15 protein-coding genes and 4 tRNA genes are annotated in these 21043 nt (G+C 67.3%); 14 read left to right on the forward strand and 5 right to left on the reverse strand.

Annotation, left to right across the window (positions count from 1 at the left end; all coding sequences use genetic code 11):
- Positions 1 to 86: 86 nt before the first annotated feature.
- From BM214_RS07445 to BM214_RS07455, 3 genes are all read right to left on the reverse strand, one after another.
- Positions 87 to 1409, reverse strand: coding sequence for an ABC1 kinase family protein (locus BM214_RS07445; protein WP_090485074.1), 1323 nt, complete (start codon positions 1407 to 1409; stop codon positions 87 to 89).
- Positions 1410 to 1491: 82 nt separating this feature from the next.
- The gene (locus BM214_RS07450; RefSeq protein ID WP_090485076.1) at positions 1492 to 2730 is read right to left on the reverse strand and encodes a pyridoxal-dependent decarboxylase, exosortase A system-associated; all 1239 of its coding nucleotides are present in this window, start codon (positions 2728 to 2730) and stop codon (positions 1492 to 1494) included.
- Entirely contained in the window at positions 2723 to 4315 is a 1593-nt protein-coding gene (locus BM214_RS07455) for an acyl-CoA ligase (AMP-forming), exosortase A system-associated (RefSeq protein WP_090485078.1), read from the reverse strand. The genes BM214_RS07450 and BM214_RS07455 overlap by 8 nt, the downstream gene beginning before the upstream one ends.
- A 182-nt stretch (positions 4316 to 4497) precedes the next feature.
- Between BM214_RS07455 and BM214_RS07460 the strand changes: the two genes are divergently transcribed.
- Together BM214_RS07460 and BM214_RS07465 are read left to right on the forward strand one after the other, a co-directional pair.
- Positions 4498 to 5298 (forward strand): S1C family serine protease, encoded by an 801-nt coding sequence (locus BM214_RS07460; RefSeq protein ID WP_218149040.1) that lies wholly within the window; start codon positions 4498 to 4500, stop codon positions 5296 to 5298.
- Entirely contained in the window at positions 5298 to 8780 is a 3483-nt protein-coding gene (locus BM214_RS07465; protein WP_090485080.1) for a VanZ family protein, read from the forward strand. The genes BM214_RS07460 and BM214_RS07465 overlap by 1 nt, the downstream gene beginning before the upstream one ends.
- Before the next feature lie 168 nt (positions 8781 to 8948).
- Here the strand turns inward: BM214_RS07465 and galE are convergent, their stop codons facing one another.
- Both galE and BM214_RS07475 read right to left on the reverse strand, forming a co-directional pair.
- Positions 8949 to 9932, reverse strand: coding sequence for a UDP-glucose 4-epimerase GalE (galE, locus tag BM214_RS07470; RefSeq protein ID WP_090485082.1), 984 nt, complete (start codon positions 9930 to 9932; stop codon positions 8949 to 8951).
- 22 nt (positions 9933 to 9954) lie between these two features.
- Entirely contained in the window at positions 9955 to 11286 is a 1332-nt protein-coding gene (locus BM214_RS07475; protein ID WP_090485084.1) for a UDP-glucose dehydrogenase family protein, read from the reverse strand.
- 196 nt (positions 11287 to 11482) lie between these two features.
- Between BM214_RS07475 and BM214_RS07480 the strand changes: the two genes are divergently transcribed.
- From BM214_RS07480 to rpoB, 12 genes are all read left to right on the forward strand, one after another.
- Positions 11483 to 11567 (forward strand) — tRNA-Tyr (locus BM214_RS07480).
- Positions 11568 to 11679: 112 nt separating this feature from the next.
- Positions 11680 to 11753, forward strand: a tRNA-Gly gene (locus BM214_RS07485).
- A gap of 42 nt (positions 11754 to 11795) precedes the next feature.
- Positions 11796 to 11871 (forward strand) — tRNA-Thr (locus BM214_RS07490).
- Positions 11872 to 11945: 74 nt separating this feature from the next.
- Positions 11946 to 13136: an elongation factor Tu gene (gene tuf, locus BM214_RS07495; RefSeq protein ID WP_090485086.1), complete on the forward strand. Its 1191-nt coding sequence runs from the start codon at positions 11946 to 11948 to the stop codon at positions 13134 to 13136.
- Between the two features lie 130 nt (positions 13137 to 13266).
- Positions 13267 to 13342, forward strand: a tRNA-Trp gene (locus tag BM214_RS07500).
- A 45-nt stretch (positions 13343 to 13387) separates the two neighbouring features.
- A complete protein-coding gene (gene secE, locus BM214_RS07505; protein ID WP_090485088.1) occupies positions 13388 to 13756 on the forward strand; it encodes a preprotein translocase subunit SecE in 369 nt (122 codons plus the stop codon).
- A gap of 14 nt (positions 13757 to 13770) precedes the next feature.
- Positions 13771 to 14304, forward strand: a complete 534-nt coding sequence (gene nusG, locus BM214_RS07510; protein ID WP_090485090.1) for a transcription termination/antitermination protein NusG — start codon at positions 13771 to 13773, stop codon at positions 14302 to 14304.
- Between the two features lie 98 nt (positions 14305 to 14402).
- Positions 14403 to 14834: a 50S ribosomal protein L11 gene (gene rplK / locus BM214_RS07515; protein ID WP_090485092.1), complete on the forward strand. Its 432-nt coding sequence runs from the start codon at positions 14403 to 14405 to the stop codon at positions 14832 to 14834.
- A gap of 1 nt (position 14835) precedes the next feature.
- Positions 14836 to 15531 (forward strand): 50S ribosomal protein L1, encoded by a 696-nt coding sequence (gene rplA, locus BM214_RS07520; RefSeq protein ID WP_090485094.1) that lies wholly within the window; start codon positions 14836 to 14838, stop codon positions 15529 to 15531.
- A 323-nt stretch (positions 15532 to 15854) separates the two neighbouring features.
- Positions 15855 to 16379: a 50S ribosomal protein L10 gene (gene rplJ / locus BM214_RS07525; protein WP_218149043.1), complete on the forward strand. Its 525-nt coding sequence runs from the start codon at positions 15855 to 15857 to the stop codon at positions 16377 to 16379.
- A 51-nt stretch (positions 16380 to 16430) separates the two neighbouring features.
- Positions 16431 to 16811 (forward strand): 50S ribosomal protein L7/L12, encoded by a 381-nt coding sequence (gene rplL / locus BM214_RS07530; RefSeq protein WP_090485098.1) that lies wholly within the window; start codon positions 16431 to 16433, stop codon positions 16809 to 16811.
- Positions 16812 to 16951: 140 nt separating this feature from the next.
- Positions 16952 to 21037 carry a DNA-directed RNA polymerase subunit beta gene (gene rpoB, locus BM214_RS07535; RefSeq protein ID WP_090485100.1) on the forward strand — a complete coding sequence of 1362 codons (4086 nt, stop codon included), beginning with the start codon at positions 16952 to 16954 and terminating at the stop codon, positions 21035 to 21037.
- The last annotated feature ends 6 nt before the right edge of the window (positions 21038 to 21043 follow it).

Below are 21043 nucleotides of genomic sequence, written 5' to 3' on the forward strand. Positions count from 1 at the left end.
CCTTCCAGCATGGTCACTCGGGGGGCACCTTGGGTTCTCCGATGGAGCTCTTCCCCTGCGCCCGCCGCCGATGGCCCCCTTGGGGTTTACAAATAGGGCGCCAGCATGCCGTGGATATCCACCCGGGCCTGCAGCTTGCGGCAGAGCATGAAGGTGCCCATGAACTTGCGGTGCAGGAAGAGGGTGGCCGGTTCGGGCATGTTGTTGAAGCGCTGGTCCAGGAACAGCTCCCGGCCCCGGTGGAAGACCCGTTCGAACAGGTCCGACTGGCCGAAGTCGTAGGGGCCGGGGGTGCGCACCGGTTCCCCGGAGAGATGCAGCAGGTCCAGCATCTCCCTCACCTCCACCGTGGGGGAGGTCTCGGTGAGATAGCCCAGGTCGATGCAGGCCCGGTGCATGGCCTCCCGGTCCCCGTCGCGGGTGGCCCGGGCCAGGCGGCGGTAGGTCTCCACCCAGTGCGCGTGGATGGCATGGGCGGCGCCATAGTCCAGCAGGGCGATGCGTCGGGTGTCGGCGTCGTAGAGGTAGTTGCTGAAATTGGGGTCGGTCTGCACCAGGCCGAAGTCGAACAACTCGCGGAAGGTGAGCCGGGCCAGCAGTCCGGCCACCCGGTCCCGGTCCGCCTGACTGTGCCGGGTCTCCACCACCCGGTCCACCGGCTCGCCCGTGAGGAAGTCCATGGCCAGGATCTGCGGCGTGCACAGGTCCCGGTGCGGCCGGGGCACGATCAGGTCCGGGTCCTCCCCGAGGCGGTCGGCGTAGGTCTCCATGGCGTCGGCCTCGGCGGCGTAGTCCGTCTCCCGGTGCAGCTGGCGGCGGGCCTCCTCGAACAGGGGGGCCGGGTCCACGCCCCTGGGCATCATGCGGAAGTTCTTCACCAGGAAGGACAGATTGCGGATGTCGCTGTCGATGCTCTCGCGCACGCCGGGGAACTGGATCTTCAGGGCCAGATCCCGCCCGTCCCGGGTGCGGGCCCGGTGCACCTGGCCGATGGAGGCGGCGGCGATGGGGGTGAGGTCCATGTGCTCGAAGCGCTGTTCCCAGCCCCGGCCGTATTCCCGGTTGAGCACGGCGCTGAGCTGGCCCAGGGGCATGGGCTCGGCGCTCTGGCGCAGCGCCCCCAGGATCTCCGTCACCTCGGGACCGAAGATGTCGCTGCCGTCCATGGACATGAGCTGGCCCATCTTCATGACGGCGCCGCGCATGCGCGCCAGGCGCTGGGTGAAGCGCCGGGCGTGGGGGCCGGAGAGGGGGATGCGCCCCGGGGCGGGTCCACCCCGGGAGAGCTGGGTGAGTCCCTTGACGCCGATGCCGGCGGCCAGGGAGCCTGAGGCCATGCCCAGGTGCCACAGGCGACCGAGACGGGAGCTGGGAACGGGGTTGGAGCGGCGCTTGGTGTCGTCCGGCATGAAGCGGTCCTTGGATCGGGGTGGGTGTATCAGGGACCGCTAATACTGAGGGGAGTTTCAACCGAGTGCAACACCCGGGTATTTACACCAGCACCTCCAGGGCGGGGGGATGGCCGAGGAAGCGCTCGGGGCTGGCGCTGTGGCCGTAGGCGCCGGACTGGTGGATCACCACCAGGTCGCCGGGGGCGGCAGGGGGCAGCGCCAGGCGGTCGGCCAGCAGGTCCAGGGGGGTGCACAGGGGCCCCACCACCGAGGCGGTCTCCCGCTCGGCCACGTCCATGCGGTTGCCGATGACCACCGGATAGTTCTTGCGGATGATCTGGCCGAAGTTGCCGGAGGCGGCCAGGTGGTGGTGCAGGCCGCCGTCCGTCACCAGGAAGGGATGCCCCCGGGAGGTCTTGCGATCCAGGACGCGGCAGACATAGACCCCCGCCTCCCCCACCAGGTAGCGGCCCAGTTCCAGGATCAGCCGGGCCTCGGGGAGATCCCGGGCCGCGCGCGTCACAAGCGCCGCCAGATGTTCGCCAATGGGTGCCGGATCCAGGGGCCTTTCCCCCGGGAAATAGGGGATGCCAAAGCCCCCGCCCAGGTTCAGGCTGCGTACCGGGGCCGGGGCGTGTTCCGCCAGGCGCAGGGCCAGGTCAAAGCACTGGCGCTGGGCCTCGATGATGGCCTCGGCGCGCAGGTTCTGGGAGCCGGCGAAGAGGTGGAAGCCCTCGAAGGCCAGGCCGGCCTTGCCGATGGCCCGCAGCAGTTCCGGGACCTCTTCGGCATCCACGCCGAAGGGCTTGGGACCGCCCCCCATCTTCATGCCGGAGCTCTTGAGCTCGAAGTCGGGGTTGACCCGCACCGCTACCCGGGCGGGGAGCCCCAGGTCCCGGGAGGCGCGGGCCAGGAACGGCACCTCGCGGAAGGATTCCAGGTTCACCAGGATGCCCGCAGCCACGGCCTGGTGCAGTTCCTCTGCCCGTTTGCCGGGGCCGGCGAAGCTGATCTCGGCGGGATCGGCGCCGGTGTCCAGGGCGGTCTTCAGCTCGCCGGAGGAGGCCACGTCCAGGCCGTCCACCCGGCTGGCCAGGTGGGCCACCAGGGCGGGCATGGGATTGGCCTTGACGGCGTAGTGCAGCCGCACCCCCTCGGGCAGATGGGCCCGCAGCCGTTCCACCCGGCGGGTGATGAGGGCCCGGTCATAGGCGTAGAAGGGGGTCTGCCCCACCCGCGCCGCCAGGCGGGAGAGGGGCAGGCCGCCGATGAGCAGTTCCCCGTCCTGGTGGGGGAAGCCCTCGACGGGGGCGTGGACAGGGGCGGTGGTGTCATTCACGGGAGTACCTCGCGGCCAGGGTATTGCGGTCCAGTTTGCCGTTGGGGTTGCGCGGCAGGGGGCCTGTATGCACGTGGATCTCGGCGGGGACCATGTAGGCGGGCATGCGGCTGCGGCATTCCGTCATCAGGACCTCGGTGTCCATCTCCTCCCCGTCGCGCGCGGTGACCACCGCGACGATGGCTTGCCCCAGGGTGGGGTGGGGCACGCCGAAGGCCACGCATTCCCCCACCTTTTGGGTGGCATAGAGGATCTCCTCCACCTCCGTGGGGCTGACCCGGTAGCCGGAGGTCTTGATCATCTCGTCACGGCGGCCGATGAAGTAGAGATAGCCCTCCTCGTCGCGGCGCACGGTGTCCCCGGAGAACACGGCCATCTCCGGCAGCACCAGGCCCCCGGGACGTCCGGGGGTCGTGGACGGCAGGGGACGGAAGTGTCGTGCGGTGCGCTCCGGATCGTTCCAGTAGCCCTGGGCCACCAGGGCGCCGCGCTGCACCAGTTCGCCGGGTTCATGGGGGGCGCAGGGGCTACCGTCCTCCCGCAGCACCAGCACCTCGGCGTTGGGGATGGCCTTGCCGATGGAGTCCGCACGCCGGTCCACCTCCTCCGGGGGCAGGTAGGTGGCGCGGAAGGCCTCGGTGAGGCCGTACATGAGGTAGGGCCGGGTGCGGGGCAGGATTCGGCGCAGGCGCTGCAGGGTCTCCCGGGGCATGTGCCCGCCGGTGTTGGCGATGTAGCGCAGGTGGTCGCGGATGCCCTGGGGCCATTCCAACGCGGCCAACTGGATCCACAGGGGCGGCACCGCGGTCAGGCCGGTGACCCGTTCCCGTTCCATGGCCTTGAGCACGTCCCGGGGCAGGAGGTGGTTGAGCAGGACCACCCGGGCCCCGCTGGCGAAGGCGGTGGTGAGCTGGGAGAAGCCGGCGTCGAAGGACAGGGGCAGGGCGGCCAGCAGGGTGTCCTCGGGGCGGTTCTCCAGATACTGGGCCACGCTCTGGGCCCCCATGACCAGGTTGCGATGGGAGAGCACCACCCCCTTGGGGCCGCCGGTGCTGCCCGAGGTATAGAGGATGGCCGCCATATCCGTGTCGATCACCCGAGGCGCCGGGCCGGGCGCCTCCGTGGGGAGTTGGGACCAGGCGTGGCAGTCGGCGGTACCGGTGGGCGCCGCCTCCTCGGGGGAGGCGTCCACGAGGAGGATATGGCGCAGGTCGTGGCAGTGTTCCAGGGTGTCCTTCAGGGCCGTGAGCCGGGCCGTGGAGGTGACCAGTACGCGCACGTTGCAGTGGCGCAGGATGTAGCCCACCTGCTGTGCCTTGAGCACGGGGTTCACCGGTACGAAGGCCCCGCCGGCGGCGCTGGTGCCAAAGAGGGCGGTCACCGTCTCCAGGCGCTTCTCCAGGTACACCGCCACCCGTTCCCCCCGTTCCAGGTCCAGGGCCTGCAGGGCGGCGGCAAAACCCCGGATGGCCGCTGCGAGGCCGGCATAATCCAGGTGCCGTTCGCCGTGGCAGACGGCGGGGGCCTCTGGCGTTTGCTCCGCCCGATGGAATGGCAGGTGGTGCAGGAGATGGCTGGCATGCATGTCAGGCCCCCGGGTCGGGATAGGCTGCGGTCGGCCGCCGCATGTCGCGGATGCCGGTTCCGATCTTAGCAGTGCGGGCGCGAATTGGGATCCGGTTGCCCGCCGTTGGCGGGTTGGTGCTAGATTCCTTTCCAGGGCGGGCGCGGTCCGTCAGGTCTCCGCCAAGCATAGGGAGAGGGACGATGTGGTATAGCTCGATGATGGGGTATCGGTGGTTCCTGGCCGGTTGCCTGTGCCTTTTGTGGACGGTGTGGCCGGGGACCTTGGGGGCCGACGGATTGGCGGACACGGTGGAGGAGGTGACGCCTTCGGTGCTCGGGGTGGGGACCTGGCAGGCCACCCGCAGCCCCCGGGCCGATCTGCGCGGGAGCGGGTTCGTCGTGGGGGACGGGCGTCATGTGGTCACCAACCATCATGTCATCCCCCCGATCCTGGACACGGAGAACCGCGAACACCTGGCGGTGTTCGTGCCGGGGCGGGGTGGAAAGGGGGTGGAGATGCGCCCGGCCCGGCGGGTGGCCCTGGATGAACGCCGGGATCTGGCCCTGCTGCGCATCGAGGGCAGGCCGCTGCCGGCGCTGGGCATCGGTGATTCCGGCGGCCTGCGGCCGGGGGACGAAGTCGCCCTTACGGGGTTTCCCATCGGCGCGGTCCTGGGTCTGGTGCCGGCCACCCACGTGGGGATCGTCTCCGCCATCACCCCCATCGCCCTGCCCATGCACTCCACGCAGAACCTGGATCCGGCGGTGATCCGGCGGCTGCGGGATCCCTTCGATGTCTTCCAGCTGGACCTCACCGCCTATCCCGGCAACAGCGGCGGCCCGCTCTTCCGCCCCGGGGACCCCAGGGTCGTCGGCGTGCTGAACATGGTCTTCGTCAAGGAGGGCCGGGAGCGGGCCCTGGATCGGCCCAGCGGGATCAGCTACGCCATCCCGGGGAACCATGTGCGTGACCTCATGCGGCAGGCGGATCTGAATCCCTGATGCCCCGGTCGCAGACGTCCCGCTGGGCGCTGGCGGCCTGGTTGTCCCTGGCGGGGGTGCTCTACCTCACTCTGCTGCCCTTCGAGTTCGAGGATCATGGCCTGGCCGAGGGCTGGCGGCATTTCACCGCCTTGCGTCCCGGTGGCATGCAGGCGGCGGATCGCCAGCAGTGGGTGGCCAATGTGCTCATGTTCCTGCCCCTGGGGTTCTTCTGGAACGGCTGGCTGCAGGCGGGGGTGCGTGGACGGGTGGCCGCCTGGGGGGTGGGTCTTTCGGTGGTTGCCCTGGGGGCACTCACCACGGCCACGGTGGAGTTCCTGCATTTCTGGATCCCGGATCGGGAGCCCTCGCTGCTGGATATGAGCGGCAACGCCCTGGGGGCGTTGCTGGGGGTGTTGGCCTGGCACGGGCTGGCAGGACGCCGGGGCGGCCTTCTGCTGCAGCGGCTGCGCAGGGGGGGCTCCCAGGCCTTACGTACGGGGCTGGTCCTCTATGCCGTGCTCTATCTGATGCTGGCCCTGCTGCCCCTGGACTTCATGCTCTCCTGGACGGAGGTGGCGGCCAAGCTCTCCGGGGACGGCTGGGGGGGCTGGCGCGCCGGCGGTGGGGTGGATGATTTGCGCTGGCTGCTGCTGCGTCTTTTGGAGGTGCTGTTCACCCTGCCGCTTGGGGTGCTCCTGGCCATGGGGGCGGGGAGGCGGCGGGCGGGAATGGCTTGGGTTGCCGGGGCGATGCTCTTCGGTTTGGGATTGGGGCTGCTGCTGGAACTGGCCCAGTTCCTCACCGTGAACGGGGTGGCCGAGGGGGCCTCGGTCCTTTTCCGGGGGATGGGCGTGGCGGCCGGTGCGGCCCTCTTCCAGGGCCGCGGGGGTCTGCGGCCGGAGAGGATGCGCCCCTGGATGAGGCCGTCGCTGAGCCTGGCAGCAATCCCCTATCTGCTGCTCCTGATCCTGTTGAATCTGGGGGGCCAGGGTTTTTCCCCGGAGCCGGCGGTGGCGGAGAAGCTGGCGCACCTGCGCCTCCTGCCCGGTTACTACCATTACCATGTGTCCGAGGCGGCGGCCATCTCCAGCGTGTTCCTGCATCTGGCCCTCTATGCCCCCCTGGGCGCGGCCATCTGGCTCTGGTGCTGGGGCAGCGGCCGGGTGCCCCGCGCCGGAACGGCCCTCGCGGTCTCCTGGGCCTTCGCATTGGCGCTGCTGTTGGAGACGGGCAAGCTCTTTCTGGAGGGGCTGCGTCCCGACCCGGCCGGGCCTTTCATCGCCGCCGTTGCGGCCGGTCTGGCCTGGGGGGTCTGCGCCTGGCTGCGGGGTGTGGTGGAGGGGAGTTCCGGGCCGGTGACCGTGGCGGCGGCCCCATCCCGGGGCGCTGCCCTGGCCTTTCCCGGTTTCGTGCCCGATGCCACCGGCACCGTCCCCCGCTCCGGCCACCGCTGCGGGGATCCATCGAAGAATGGGGCGGCCCCGGGACGAGGGTCCAGCTGGGAGGGGCGGGGGATGCCCTGTGGAGGGAGGGGCGCGGTCTCCGGGGAGAGGGTCATGGAAGATATGGTGGGGCCGTCCCCGTGGATGATCCCCGGGGTGCTGCTGGCCGTGGTGACCCTGGCCCTGGCGCTGCTCTGGCCCGTCGCTCCTGGGTGGTTGGCGGTGGGCACCGCCGTCTATGGGGTGGTGCTGTGGTACCGACCGGATAGTGCCTGGCTGCTGATCCCGCCCCTGGTCCCGCTTCTGGATCTGTCCCTGTGGACGGGATGGCGGTATCTGGATGAACTGGATCTGTTCCTGCTGGCCACCGCCGCCGTGCTTTGCCTGCGCTGGCGGGGTAGGGCGGGTCCCCCTTGGCTGCCCCCGATGCTGGGCTGGGCCCTGGTGGCCCTGGCCCTGTCCACGGCGGTGAGCCTGTGGCTGGCCCTGATGCCGCCGCCCCCGGTGGAGGCCGATACCTGGGTCCGGTACACCCATCCCTATCATGGGCTGCGGGTGGTCAAGGGTCTGTTCTGGGCGCTGCTCTTATTCATTCTGACGCGTGGGGTGGTGCGTTCACCGGGCTGGCTGTTGAGCCATCGCCTCCTCCCGGGCATGGTGCTGTCCCTGGCCGTGGGACTGGGGACGGTGCTCCATGAGCGCTGGGCCTATCCGGGGTTGCTGGATTTCGATAGCGGCTATCGGGTCACTGGCAATTTCACCGACATGCACGTGGGCGGTCCCAGCATCGAGACCTTCCTGGTGATGGCCTTGCCCTGGGTATTGCTTTGGGTCTGGCGACGGCGTTCGGCGGCAGTGGTCCTGGCCGCCGCCGTACTGCTTGTTGTCGGGATCTATGCCCTGGCCGTGACCTACTCCCGGGGGGGATACCTGGGCCTGGCCGTGGCGGCGGGCGTGGTCTTGACCGGAATGATCGCTGCCGCCGCGGCCTCGCGGCAGCGGGGACTTCTACCCCTGACGCTGGTGCTGCCCCTGCTGGTGGGTGGGGTGGCCCTGCCCTGGGTTGCGGGGGGGCATGTGGGGGAGCGTATGGATCGGGTGGAGGCGGACTTTGAGCGGCGCATGGCGCATTGGCGCCTGGCCCTGGATCTACGCCCGCCGGGTGTGGTACCGGCGCTGCTCGGTGCCGGGCCGGGGGCCTTCCCGGGCGCCTATGCTGCGGGCAACCCTGCCGGACGCCTCCCGGGGAATTTCGCCCTGGAGGATGGGGCCCTTCTCCTGGGCGGCGGGGATTCGCTGTATATGAATCAGCGCCTGGGGCGTCTCCCCCCGGGGGGGTATACCCTCAGCCTTCAGGCCCGGGGCGACGCAGTGGCCGACCTTGGCGTGTATGTGTGTCGCAAGAAGATTCGCTACAGCTTCGACTGTCACCACGCCCGGCTGGAGTGGCCGGCCGGGGCCTCAAGGGGGGAGGAGCAGACATGGCGTTTCGAGCATCGACCCGGACCGCGGGAGGCGCGGGGCTGGGTCTTGACCCTGGCTGCCCCCGCGGCGTCGAGTCCGATCCGCGTGGAGGGTGTGAGCCTGGTCTCCGGCGACGGGCGGGAATGGCTGCGCAATGGCGATTTCACCCAGGGGCTGCGCCATTGGTACTTCTCCAGCGATCACCTCTGGCCCTGGCGGGTGGAGAACCAATGGCTGGAGATCCTGTTCGACCAGGGTTGGCTGGGATTGCTGGCCTTCTGCGCCGTCCTGGTGGCGGGGCTGGGGCATTTGGCGCGGGGCGCCCTGGCGGGGCATGTCACCGATGCCTGTCTGCTGGCCTCCCTGGCCGGGGTCCTGGGGGTGGGGGTGTTCGGTACGGTGTTCTGGTCCCCCCGTCTGGAGATGCTCTTCTACCTGATCCTGCTTTTGGGGGTGGCAGCGGCGCGGGAGCGTGCCCGCCTGGAGGCCGCCCCGGGGCGGTCCCGGGGCCACGAATCGGGGCGGAATGCGCCCCCGGATGCCGGATTTGTGCGCAGTCAGCACCCGGATCACAAACCTGCCGGGCGCTGCTGACGGGGCCCGCACGCTTTGCCCTCTATGTCCGTGGCCACGCCCTGAGGATGCCGCCGCATCTGCTGTTGCCCCATCTGCTGCGCAAGGGGTTGCGGCGCATGCGCCCGGAGCCGGATCCGCGGCCTGGGGCATTGCAGCGTGCCGCCCTTGCCCGGGGGGATGGGGGGGTCAGTAGGCGGGATCCCGTTCCCAGGCCAGGGCCGTGCCCACGATGGTCTCCAGGTCGTCGTGGCGCGGGGTCCAGCCGAGCACCTGGCGGATGCGCTCGGCGGCGGCCACCAGGCTCGGCGGGTCCCCCGGGCGGCGGGGGCGTTCCCGGATGTCCAGGCGGCGGCCGCTCAGCCGCTGCACCGTATCCAGTACCTGGCGTACGCTGGTGCCGTGGCCGTAGCCCACGTTGAAGGTGTCCGAAGGGCCGCCGCGACGCAGGTAATTGAGGGCGTCCAGGTGGGCGGCGGCCAGGTCGGTGACATGGATATAGTCGCGCACGCCGGTGCCGTCGGGGGTGGGGTAGTCGTTGCCGAAGACCGCCACGTGGTCGCGCCGGCCCACGGCGGCCTCGCAGGCCACCTTCACCAGCAGGGTGGCCTGGCGGGTGGACTGACCGATGCGTCCCTCGGGGTCGGACCCGGCCACGTTGAAGTAGCGCAGGGCCACGTGGCGCAGGGATGTGGCCGCGGACAGGTCCCGCAGCATCCATTCGCTCATGAGCTTGGAGCGACCATAGGGGTTGATGGGATCCGTGGGGCCGTCCTCCCGGGCGAGGCCGTCTTCCGGGATGCCGTAGACGGCGGCGGTGGAGGAGAAGACGAGATGTTTCACCCCCGCCTGGGCGCAGCACTGCAGCAGGCTGCGGGTGCCGCAGGTGTTGTTGTGGTAGTAGCCGAGGGGGTCGGACACGGATTCCGGCACCACCGTGCGGGCCGCGAAGTGCATCACCGTGTCCACGTCGTGGGCCTGGAGCAGGCCGCGCACCAGACGGGAATCGGCCACGTCCCCGATGATCAATTCCCCTTGGTGGACCGCCGCGGCGAAGCCGGTGGAGAGATCGTCCAGGACCACCACGCGTTCGCCGGCCTCGGCCAGCATGAGGGCCACATGGGCGCCGATGTAGCCGGCGCCGCCGGTGACCAGGATGCCTTTTGCGGGCATCAGACCTCCCCGGGGCCGGGGATCAATCCCTGCGCCCCCTGCCGATGGCGTAGTAGGCGAAGCCCATGTCCTCCATGTGGCGCGGCTCGTACAGGTTGCGGCCGTCGAAGATGACCGGCTGCTTCAGGGCCTTGCGGATGCGTTCGAAGTCCGGGCTGCGGAAGACGTTCCACTCGGTGACGATGACCAGGGCGTCCGCCCCCTCCAGGGCCTGTTCATGGTCGTCGCAAAGGACCAGGTCGTCCCGGTGGCCATAGATGTGGGTGCATTCCTCCATGGCCACCGGGTCGTGGGCGCGCACCCGGGCCCCGGCGGCCCACAGGGCCTCCATGAGGCGGCGGCTGGAGGCCTCGCGCATGTCGTCGGTGTTGGGCTTGAAGGCCAGGCCCCACAGGGCGATGGTGCGGCCCTTGAGATCGCCGCCAAAGTGGCTGTGGAGCTTCTGGAACAGGCGCTCCTTCTGGCGCTCGTTCACCTCCTCTACTGCGGTCAGCAGACGCGCCTCGAACCCCGCCTGCCGGGCCGTGCGCTCCAGGGCCTTGACGTCCTTGGGGAAGCAGGAGCCGCCATAGCCGCAGCCGGGATAGATGAAGTGGTAGCCGATGCGCGGATCCGAGCCAATGCCCTGGCGCACGTCCTCGATGTCCGCTCCCAGGCGTTCCGCCAGGTTGGCCAGTTCGTTCATGAAGCTGATCTTCGTGGCCAGCATGGCGTTGGCGGCGTATTTGGTGAGTTCCGCGGAGCGGATGTCCATGAGCAGCATGCGGTCGTGGTTGCGGGTGAAGGGGGCGTAGAGGGCGCGCATGAGTTCCCCCGTGCGCGGGTTGTCCGTGCCCACGATGACGCGGTCCGGCTTCATGAAGTCATCCAGGGCCGCGCCCTCCTTGAGGAACTCGGGGTTGGATACCACGTCGAAGTCCACCTGCGCCCCGCGTCCCTGCAGGATGTCGCGGATGGCCTCCCTTACCCGGTCCGCCGTGCCCACCGGCACGGTGGACTTGTTTACGACGATGCGGTACTCGTCCATGTGCTCGGCCACGGTGCGGGCCACGGCCAGCACGTGGCGCAGATCCGCCGAGCCGTCCTCGTCCGGGGGGGTGCCCACGGCGATGAACTGGAACAGGCCGTGGCGCACCCCTTCGGCGGGGTCCAGGGTGAAGGCCAGCCGGCCCGCCTGGGTGTTCTCGGTGACCATGGCCTCCAGACCCGGCTCGTAGATGGGGACCTCGCCCCGGTTGAGCCGGTCGATCTTGTCCGGGTCCACGTCCACGCAGAGCACGTGATTACCCACCTCCGCCAGGCAGGCGCCCGTGACCAGGCCGACATAGCCGGAGCCGTAGATGGTGACCTTCATGGGATGGCTTTCCTCTGGTGATGAGGGCCGGGGATGCGGCCGTGATCCTGCGGGACCGGCGGAAAGGCGCTCGGCGGCCCCGGTATTTGGGCAATACTAGCAAAGGGGCGTGTCGCGATCATTTCATTCAGCGGCGCCCCATTGGGGGTGTTGACATGCGCCCCGCGTGAGAGAATAATGCTGGCCTTTCGCATCTGGAGGGGTTCCCGAGCGGTCAAAGGGGGCAGACTGTAAATCTGCTGGCTCAGCCTTCGAAGGTTCGAATCCTTCCCCCTCCACCAGATTTCCGGATCCGCCACATACAGCGGATACAGTGCAAGACGGGTGAGGGTGCGGCAGGCGCGGGGCGCCGCCGCGAAGCGCTCGGGCCGCCCTGGTGTCACGGCGGGTTTCGCGGGTGTAGTTCAATGGTAGAACCTCAGCCTTCCAAGCTGATGATGTGGGTTCGATTCCCATCACCCGCTCCAACAAGATGAGATGGTGTCGCAGGGAGGCGGTACGCGGTTTTTGCCCATGTAGCTCAGTCGGTAGAGCACTTCCTTGGTAAGGAAGAGGTCACCGGTTCAAGTCCGGTCATGGGCTCCATATTCCAGTCAGCAGTCAGGTCCCGCAGCGTTCCGAGCGGGATAGCAAGAACTTCAACCGGGGTGCTTTAGACCATGTCGAAGGAAAAATTCGAGCGTAAGAAGCCGCACGTGAACGTAGGCACGATTGGTCACGTGGACCATGGCAAGACCACGCTGACGGCGGCGCTGACGGTGTGTCAGGCGAAGAGATACGGTGGTGAATCCCGGGCCTACGACCAGATCGACAACGCCCCGGAAGAGCGTGCCCGCGGGATCACCATTGCCACGGCGCACGTGGAATATGAATCGGACAACCGTCACTACGCCCACGTGGACTGCCCCGGACACGCGGACTACGTGAAGAACATGATCACGGGTGCGGCGCAGATGGACGGTGCCATCCTGGTGGTGTCCGCGGCCGACGGCCCGATGCCGCAGACGCGGGAACACATCCTGCTGGCGCGCCAGGTGGGTGTGCCCAGCATCGTGGTGTTCCTGAACAAGGCGGACATGGTGGACGATCCGGAGCTGCTGGAGCTGGTGGAGATGGAGGTCCGCGACCTGCTGTCCAGCTACGACTTCCCCGGGGACGACACCCCGATTGTGACCGGTTCGGCGCTGAAGGCCCTGGAAGGGGACACCTCCGAGATCGGAGTGCCGGCCATCGAGAAGCTGATTGACGCCCTGGACAGCTACATCCCCGAGCCGGAGCGTGCGGTGGATGGCGCCTTCCTGATGCCGGTGGAGGACGTGTTCTCCATCTCCGGACGCGGCACGGTGGTGACCGGCCGCGTGGAGCGCGGCATCGTCAAGGTGGGCGACGAAGTGGAGATTGTGGGCATCACGGACACCAAGAAGACCACGGTGACCGGTGTGGAGATGTTCCGCAAGCTGCTGGATCAGGGCCAGGCCGGGGACAACGTGGGTGTGCTGCTGCGTGGCACGAAGCGGGACGAGGTGGAGCGAGGTCAGGTGCTGTGCAAGCCCGGCTCCATCACGCCGCACACCAAGTTCGAGGCGGAGGTGTACGTGCTGTCGAAGGACGAAGGGGGTCGTCACACCCCGTTCTTCAACGGCTACCGTCCGCAGTTCTACTTCCGTACGACGGACGTGACCGGATCGGTGGATCTTCCGGAAGGGGTGGAGATGGTGATGCCGGGTGACAACGTGAAGATGACGGTGTCCCTGATCGCCCCCATCGCGATGGAAGACGGTCTGCGCTTCGCCATCCGCGAAGGTGGCCGCACCGTCGGCGCCGGCGTCGTCTCCAAGATCATCGAGTAAGACGGTACGGCAGGCCGCGCACCTTGGGTGCGCGGCCGGTGCAGACGGATCGGCCGGATAACCCGGGACACTCGCCACTGGCGCCCACCCGGTGTATCCTGTATCTTTCCCTCCTGTACCTGAAGTTTACAGGCCAGTAGCTCAATTGGCAGAGCAGCGGTCTCCAAAACCGCAGGTTGGGGGTTCGAGTCCCTCCTGGCCTGCCATCTCTCGCAGTCTGTTGCGCAAGCAACCGGGTCGATTCCTATCCCATGGCAGGCAAAACGGAAGTTGAACGTTCCGGCCTCGACACCGCCAAGCTGGGCTTGGCCGTCGGGATGCTGGTGGCGGGCATCGTGGCATTCTATTGGTTCTCTGATCAGTCCACTCTGTTGCGGGCGATAGGTCTCGTGGCCGTCTCCGCTGTGGCGGTGGCCATCGGCATGACCACGGCCAAGGGGCGCGCCTTGGCCGGCTATCTCCGGGATTCCCGCACCGAGGTCCGCAAGATGGTCTGGCCGAGCCGGGCCGAGACGGTCCAGACCACCCTGGTGGTGCTGGCCGTCACCCTCCTGGTGGCAATCCTCCTGTGGCTGATCGACATGCTCCTGGGGTGGTCGATCCGCGAATTCATTCGCTGAATTGGGAAGTCAAGATGGCCCTGCGTTGGTACGTCGTGCATGCCTATTCCGGTTTTGAGAACCAGGTGAAGCGCTCCCTCAATGAGCGCATTCACCGCATGGGCATGGAAGACCGGTTCGGCGAGATCCTGGTCCCCACCGAAGAGGTGGTGGAGATGCGGGATGGGCAGAAGCGCAAGAGTGAGCGCAAGTTCTTCCCGGGCTACGTGCTGGTGCAGATGGAGATGGACGAGGATACCTGGCATCTGGTCAAGGATGTGCCCAGGGTGCTCGGCTTCATCGGTGCCAACCAGGACCGGCCCACCCCCCTCTCCGAGAAGGAGGCCGAGGCCATCCTCAACCGCATGCAGGAGGGGGCGGAAAAGCCCCGTCCCAAGGTGCTCTTCGAGCCCGGCGAGGTGGTGCGGGTCATCGAGGGGCCCTTCAACGACTTCAACGGCGTGGTGGAAGAGGTCAACTACGACAAGAACCGCCTGCTGGTGGCGGTGCAGATCTTCGGGCGTTCCACGCCCGTGGAGCTGGAATTCCATCAGGTGGAGAAGACCTGAGATCCATCACGGCATGAAACCGCGGTCCCGTCCAGGGGGCCCGGGTCTTTCCCACGGGGAGCCGCAAGGCGTCCGCACCCGAACCCAGGAGTTGTACCATGGCAAAGAAGATCGAGGCTTACATCAAGCTTCAGGTCCCGGCCGGCAAGGCCAATCCGAGTCCGCCGGTGGGCCCCGCGCTGGGTCAGCGCGGTGTGAACATCATGGAATTCTGCAAGGCGTTCAACGCCCAGACCCAGGACATGGAGCCGGGGCTGCCGATTCCCGTGGTGATCACCGTCTATTCCGACCGCAGTTTCACCTTCATCACCAAGACCCCGCCGGCCTCCGTATTGCTGCGCAAGGCCGCAGGCATCCAGAAGGGGTCCGCCACGCCCAACACCGCCAAGGTGGGCAAGGTGACCCGCGAGCAGGTGGAGGAGATCGCCCGCACCAAGTGGCCGGATCTCACCGCGGCGGATATGGATGCGGCGGTGCGTACCGTCGCCGGCAGTGCCCGCAGCATGGGCCTGGACGTGGAGGGTCTGTAAGATGGCGAAGCTGAGCAAGCGCATGCGGGCCATCCGCGAGAAGCTGGAGCCCGGTAAGCTTTATCCCCTGAACGAGGCCATCGGCCTGCTCAAGGAGACCGCCTCGGCCAAGTTTTCCGAGTCGGTGGACGTGAGCGTCAACCTGGGGGTAGATCCCCGCAAGTCCGACCAGGTGGTGCGCGGTTCCACCGTGCTGCCCCACGGCACCGGCAAGTCCGTGCGCGTGGCCGTGTTCACCCAGGGGGCCAATGCCGACGCCGCACAGGAAGCCGGTGCCGATATCGTGGGTATGGATGATCTGGCCGAGCAGGTGAAGGCCGGCAACCTGGATTTCGATGTGGTCATCGCCAGCCCCGACGCCATGCGCGTCGTGGGCCAGCTGGGTCAGATCCTGGGTCCCCGCGGCCTGATGCCCAACCCCAAGGTGGGCACCGTGACCACCGATGTGGCCACGGCGGTAAAGAACGCCAAGGCCGGTCAGGTGCGCTACCGTACCGACAAGGGGGGGATCATCCACTGCAGCATCGGCAAGGTGAATTTCGAACCCCAGGCCCTGGAAGAGAACCTGGCGGCCCTGTTGGGTGACCTGATGAAGGCCAAACCCTCGGCCGCCAAGGGCATTTACATGAAGAAGGTGACCCTGTCCACCACCATGGGGCCCGGGGTTGCGGTGGATCAGGGGTCGCTTTCCCTCTGAGGCCGCCGGAGTCGGACCCGAGCCCCGCGCCGCAGAAACTGCGGCGCGGGGGGAGCGTCGTCCCTGTCGGACGGCCAGGTATTGCAGTTCATTGCATTTGGGTGGGACTGCCGGCGTGTCCGGCAGCCGTCCAAGACCGCAGGCGCGGCGTCCCGGACGCCGCTTAATGGCCCCGGCCGCCTGCGCAGACGGTGTCTCCCGATTCAGGTTCTTCCTGCTGAGGGTACGCCGTGAAGTGGGTCGGGGGACGTTCTCCCGACTTTATCACTCAGCGGCGGAGGCGCAAGCCCCGTCGTCAGACAGGAGGTAGGTAATCCGTGGCACTGAATCTCGAAGACAAGAAGGCGATTGTCTCTGAGGTCGCCGCGGTGGCCGCTCAAGCGCATTCGGCGGTCGCCGCCGAATACCGTGGACTGAGCGTGGCGGAGATGACCGAACTGCGCCAGAAGGCGCGGGAAACGGGCGTCTACCTGCGTGTGGTGAAGAACTCCCTGGCCCGCCGTGCGGTGCAGGGGACGGACTTCGAATGCATGCAGGAGGGGATGGTGGGGCCGCTGGTCCTGGCCTTCTCCCAGGAAGACCCCGGTGCCGCCGCGCGACTGGTGAAGGACTTCTCCAAAGACCACAAGCAGCTTGAGTGCAAGATGGTGTCCCTGAGCGGGCAGTTGCTGGGCCCTGCGGAACTCGACCGCGTGGCCAGCATCCCGAACCGCGATCAGGCCATCAGCATGCTCATGGCAACGATGAAGGCCCCGCTGGACAAGTTTGCGCGCACCGTCAACGAGGTGCCCGGCAAGCTGGTCCGTACCGTGGCCGCCATCCGCGATCAGAAGCAGGCCGCCGCCTGACCCCATTCATTGAACCGAATCGGGTGTTTCACCCTCTGAGGAGTTAGATCAATGGCAGTTTCGAAAGAAGACATCCTGGAAACCATTTCCAACATGACCGTCCTGGAGATCGTCGACCTGATCTCCGCCATGGAAGAGAAGTTCGGTGTCTCCGCCGCGGCCGCCGTGGCTGCTGCTCCGGCCGCTGCCGGCGGCGCCGCTGAGGCCGCCGAGGAGGCCAAGGACGAGTTCGACGTGGTGATGACCAGCTTCGGCTCCAACAAGGTGGGCGTGATCAAGGTCGTGCGCGGCCTCACCGGCCTGGGCCTGAAGGAGGCCAAGGATATGGTGGAAGGCACGCCGGCCACCATCAAGGAAGGGGCCAACAAGGAAGAAGCCGAGAAGATGAAGAAGGAACTGGAAGAAGCGGGTGCCAGTGTCGAACTGAAGTAAGGCATTGGACTGGTTGTTCCAGGAAGGACCCGTCCTTTCAGTCCAGGGGCTGGCGGTGTGACCACCGCCGGCCTCTTTCTGCTTGTCCCGGCTCACTGTCTCCTGTGAGTGGCGTGTCGATTCTAGTGTGAGGAATCACAATGGCTTATAGCTACACCGAGAAGAAGCGAATCCGCAAGGATTTCGGCAAACGGCCCCAGATCCTCGACGTCCCCTATCTGTTGGCCACGCAGATTGATTCCTACCGGCAGTTCCTCCAGATGCGCGACCCCCAGGACGGTGGGCGTGAGGACGTGGGTCTGCACGCCGCCTTCAAGTCGGTGTTCCCCATCGTGAGCTACTCCGGCACGGTGGAGTTGCAGTACGTCAGCTATCGTCTGGGTGACCCGGTTTTCGATGTCAAGGAGTGCCAGCTGCGGGGTATGAACTATTCGGCCCCCCTGCGGGTGCTGCTGCGCCTGGTGATCTACGACAAGGATGCCCCCGCGGGCTCCCGTGTCGTCAAGGACATCAAGGAGCAGGAGGTCTACATGGGCGAACTGCCGCTCATGACCGAGAACGGCACCTTCGTGGTCAACGGTACGGAGCGGGTCATCGTCTCCCAGCTGCACCGTTCCCCGGGGGTCTTCTTCGATCATGACAAGGGCAAGACCCACAGCTCCGGCAAGTTGCTGTTCAATGCCCGCGTGATCCCCTACCGGGGGTCCTGGCTGGATTTCGAGTTCGATCCCAAGGACGCCATCTTCGTGCGCATCGACCGCCGCCGCAAACTGCCGGCCACGGTGCTGCTGCGGGCCCTGGGGATGGATACCGAGGAGATCCTCAACACCTTCTTCGAGACCACCGAGATCCGGGTGCGCTCGGAGGGGTTGGAGATGGAGCTGGTGCCCGCGCGTCTGCGGGGCGAGTCCGCATCCTTCGATATCCGCATCGGCGACGACCTGTTGGTGGAGGCCGGCCGGCGCATCACCGCACGCCACGTGCGCCAGATGGAGCAGGCGGGGCTCAGTTCCCTGGAGGTGCCGGATGATGCCGTCCTTGGCAAGATCCTGGCCCACGGAGTGGTGGACGAGGACAGCGGCGAGGTGATCGCCAACCCCAATGACGAGATCACCTCCGATCTGCTGGAGCGGATCCGGCAGAGTGGGCAAAAGGGGTTCCGGGTGCTGTACACCAACGAACTGGACCACGGACCCTATATCTCCAACACCCTGAAGATCGACACCACGCGCTCGCAGCTGGAGGCGCAGGTGGAGATCTATCGCATGATGCGTCCCGGTGAGCCGCCCACCAAGGAGGCCGCCGAGACCCTGTTCAGCAACCTGTTCTTTAGCGAGGATCGCTACGACCTCTCCCCCGTGGGGCGGATGAAGTTCAACCGCCGCGTGGGCCGCGAGGAGGAGACCGGTGCGGGCGTGCTGGACAACCAGGATATCCTGGACGTGCTCCACACCCTGATCGATATCCGCAACGGTAACGGCCAGGTGGACGACATCGACCACCTGGGCAACCGCCGCGTGCGCAGCGTCGGGGAGATGGCGGAGAACGTCTTCCGCGTCGGCCTGGTGCGCGTGGAGCGGGCCGTGAAGGAGCGTCTGAGCGTGGCCGAGAGCGAGGGCCTGATGCCCCAGGAGCTCATCAACGCCAAGCCGGTGGCGGCGGCGGTGAAGGAGTTCTTCGGCTCCAGCCAGCTGTCCCAGTTCATGGATCAGAACAACCCCCTGTCCGAGGTGACCCACAAGCGGCGCATCTCGGCCCTGGGGCCCGGCGGCCTCACCCGCGAGCGGGCCGGCTTCGAGGTGCGCGACGTGCACCCCACCCATTACGGCCGCGTCTGCCCCATCGAGACCCCGGAAGGTCCCAACATCGGCCTCATCAACTCCCTGGCGGTGTATGCCCGCACCAACCGCTACGGTTTCCTGGAGACCCCCTACCGGCGGGTGGAGGATGGCCGGGTGACCGAGGAGATCCACTACCTCTCCGCCATCGAGGAAGGGAACTACGTCATCGCCCAGGCCAACGCCACCCTGGACGATGAGGGCCGTCTGACGGACGAGCTGGTGTCCTGCCGTTTCCAGAACGAGTTCACCATGTCCACGCCGGACAAGATCCAGTTCATGGACATCTCGCCCAAGCAGATCGTCTCCGTGGCCGCGGCGCTGATCCCGTTTTTGGAGCATGACGACGCCAACCGCGCCCTCATGGGTTCCAACATGCAGCGCCAGGCCGTGCCCTGTCTGCGGGCGGAGACCCCGGTGGTGGGCACCGGCATCGAGCGCACGGTGGCCATCGACTCCGGTTCCTCCATCGTCGCCCGCCGCGGCGGGGTGGTGGACTCGGTGGACGCCGCCCGCGTGGTGGTGCGCGTCAACGACGACGAGACCGAGGCGGGTGAACCGGGTGTGGACATCTACAACTTCACCAAGTACACCCGTTCCAACCAGAACACCTGTATCAACCAGAGCCCGCTGGTGCGGGTGGGTGATGTCATCGCCCGGGGGGATGTGCTGGCGGACGGCTCCTCCACCGACCTGGGGGAACTGGCCCTGGGGCAAAACATGCTCGTGGCCTTCATGCCCTGGAACGGCTACAACTTCGAGGACTCCATCCTCATCTCCGAACGGGTGGTGCAGGAGGACCGCTTCACCTCCATCCACATCGAGGAACTCACCTGTGTGGCCCGGGACACCAAGCTGGGGCCCGAGGAGATCAGCGCCGACATCCCCAACGTCTCCGAGGGGCTGCTGTCCAAGCTGGACGAGTCCGGCATCGTCTTCGTCGGCGCCGAGGTGAAGCCGGGGGATATCCTGGTGGGCAAGGTCACCCCCAAGGGCGAGACCCAGCTCACCCCCGAGGAGAAGCTGCTGCGCGCCATCTTCGGTGAGAAGGCCTCGGACGTGAAGGACACCAGCCTGCGCGTCCCCTCTGGCATCGACGGCACGGTCATCGATGTGCGCGTCTTCACCCGCGACGGGGTGGAGAAGGACAAGCGCGCCCTGCAGATCGAGGAGGCGGCCCTGGAGTCCGTGCGCAAGGACCTCAAGGATCAGCTGCGCATCTACGAGGATGACGTCTACGACCGCGTGGAGAAGCTCCTGGTGGGTAAGCTGGCCGCCGGTGGACCCGGGGGTCTGAAGGACGGGGCCAAGGTCACCCGCAGCTACCTGGGGGAACTGCCCCGGGAGAAGTGGTTCGAGATCCGCATGCGCTCCGAGGAGGTCAACGAGCAGCTGGAACTCATGGCCGCCCAGATCAAGGCCCAGCACGACGACTTCGAGAAGCGCTTCCGTGAGCAGAAGGAGAAGCTCACCGCCGGGGATGACCTGGCCCCGGGGGTGCTCAAGATGGTCAAGGTCTACGTGGCCGTGAAACGCCGCATGCAGCCGGGGGACAAGATGGCCGGCCGCCACGGCAACAAGGGGGTGGTCTCCATGATCGTGCCGGTGGAGGACATGCCCTTCACCGAGGACGGCACCCCCATGGACATCGTCCTCAACCCCCTGGGTGTGCCCTCGCGCATGAACGTGGGGCAGGTGCTGGAGACCCACCTGGGCTGGGCCGCCAAGGGGCTGGGCCTGAAGATCGGGCGCATGCTCGAGGCCAAGGCGGAGGTGGACGAGCTGCGCCGCTTCCTGGATCAGGTGTACAACCACGACGAGCGCACCCGCCGCGAGGACCTCTCCAGCCTCAGCGACGAGGAGGTGCTGGAACTGGCGAAGAACCTGCGCAAGGGGGTGCCCATGGCCACCCCGGTCTTCGACGGGGCCGAGGAAGCGGAGATCAAGGCCATGCTGCGCTTGGCGGACCTGCCCGAGAGCGGGCAGGCGAGGCTCTACGACGGGCGTACCGGCGATGCCTTCGACCGCCCGGTGACCGTGGGCTACATGCACATGCTCAAGCTCAACCACCTGGTGGATGACAAGATGCATGCCCGCTCCACGGGGCCCTACAGCCTGGTGACGCAGCAGCCCCTGGGCGGCAAGGCCCAGTTCGGCGGCCAGCGCTTCGGCGAGATGGAGGTCTGGGCGCTGGAGGCCTACGGCGCCGCCTACACCCTGCAGGAGATGCTCACCGTCAAGTCGGACGACGTTCAGGGAAGAAACAAGATGTACAAGAACATCGTCGACGGCGATCACCGGATGGAGGCGAACATCCCCGAGTCGTTCAATGTGCTCATGAAGGAAATCCGTTCGCTGGCCATCAATATCGAACTGGAGCAGGACTGAGGGAGG

It is taken from the genome of Ectothiorhodospira mobilis (assembly GCF_900114895.1).
Classification (GTDB): domain Bacteria; phylum Pseudomonadota; class Gammaproteobacteria; order Ectothiorhodospirales; family Ectothiorhodospiraceae; genus Ectothiorhodospira; species Ectothiorhodospira mobilis_A.

What these genes read in the sequence shown, in the direction of transcription:
- rplA (WP_090485094.1), top strand. Translation starts at nt 14,836, where the DNA reads ATGGCGAAGCTGAGCAAGCGCATGCGGGCCATCCGCGAGAAGCTGGAG.
- rplK (WP_090485092.1), top strand. Translation starts at nt 14,403, where the DNA reads ATGGCAAAGAAGATCGAGGCTTACATCAAGCTTCAGGTCCCGGCCGGC.
- secE (WP_090485088.1), top strand. Translation starts at nt 13,388, where the DNA reads ATGGCAGGCAAAACGGAAGTTGAACGTTCCGGCCTCGACACCGCCAAG.
- tuf (WP_090485086.1), top strand. Translation starts at nt 11,946, where the DNA reads ATGTCGAAGGAAAAATTCGAGCGTAAGAAGCCGCACGTGAACGTAGGC.
- BM214_RS07475 (WP_090485084.1), bottom strand. Translation starts at nt 11,286, where the DNA reads ATGAAGGTCACCATCTACGGCTCCGGCTATGTCGGCCTGGTCACGGGC.
- rplL (WP_090485098.1), top strand. Translation starts at nt 16,431, where the DNA reads ATGGCAGTTTCGAAAGAAGACATCCTGGAAACCATTTCCAACATGACC.
- BM214_RS07460 (WP_218149040.1), top strand. Translation starts at nt 4,498, where the DNA reads ATGTGGTATAGCTCGATGATGGGGTATCGGTGGTTCCTGGCCGGTTGC.
- BM214_RS07445 (WP_090485074.1), bottom strand. Translation starts at nt 1,409, where the DNA reads ATGCCGGACGACACCAAGCGCCGCTCCAACCCCGTTCCCAGCTCCCGT.
- rpoB (WP_090485100.1), top strand. Translation starts at nt 16,952, where the DNA reads ATGGCTTATAGCTACACCGAGAAGAAGCGAATCCGCAAGGATTTCGGC.
- BM214_RS07455 (WP_090485078.1), bottom strand. Translation starts at nt 4,315, where the DNA reads ATGCATGCCAGCCATCTCCTGCACCACCTGCCATTCCATCGGGCGGAG.
- galE (WP_090485082.1), bottom strand. Translation starts at nt 9,932, where the DNA reads ATGCCCGCAAAAGGCATCCTGGTCACCGGCGGCGCCGGCTACATCGGC.
- nusG (WP_090485090.1), top strand. Translation starts at nt 13,771, where the DNA reads ATGGCCCTGCGTTGGTACGTCGTGCATGCCTATTCCGGTTTTGAGAAC.
- BM214_RS07465 (WP_090485080.1), top strand. Translation starts at nt 5,298, where the DNA reads ATGCCCCGGTCGCAGACGTCCCGCTGGGCGCTGGCGGCCTGGTTGTCC.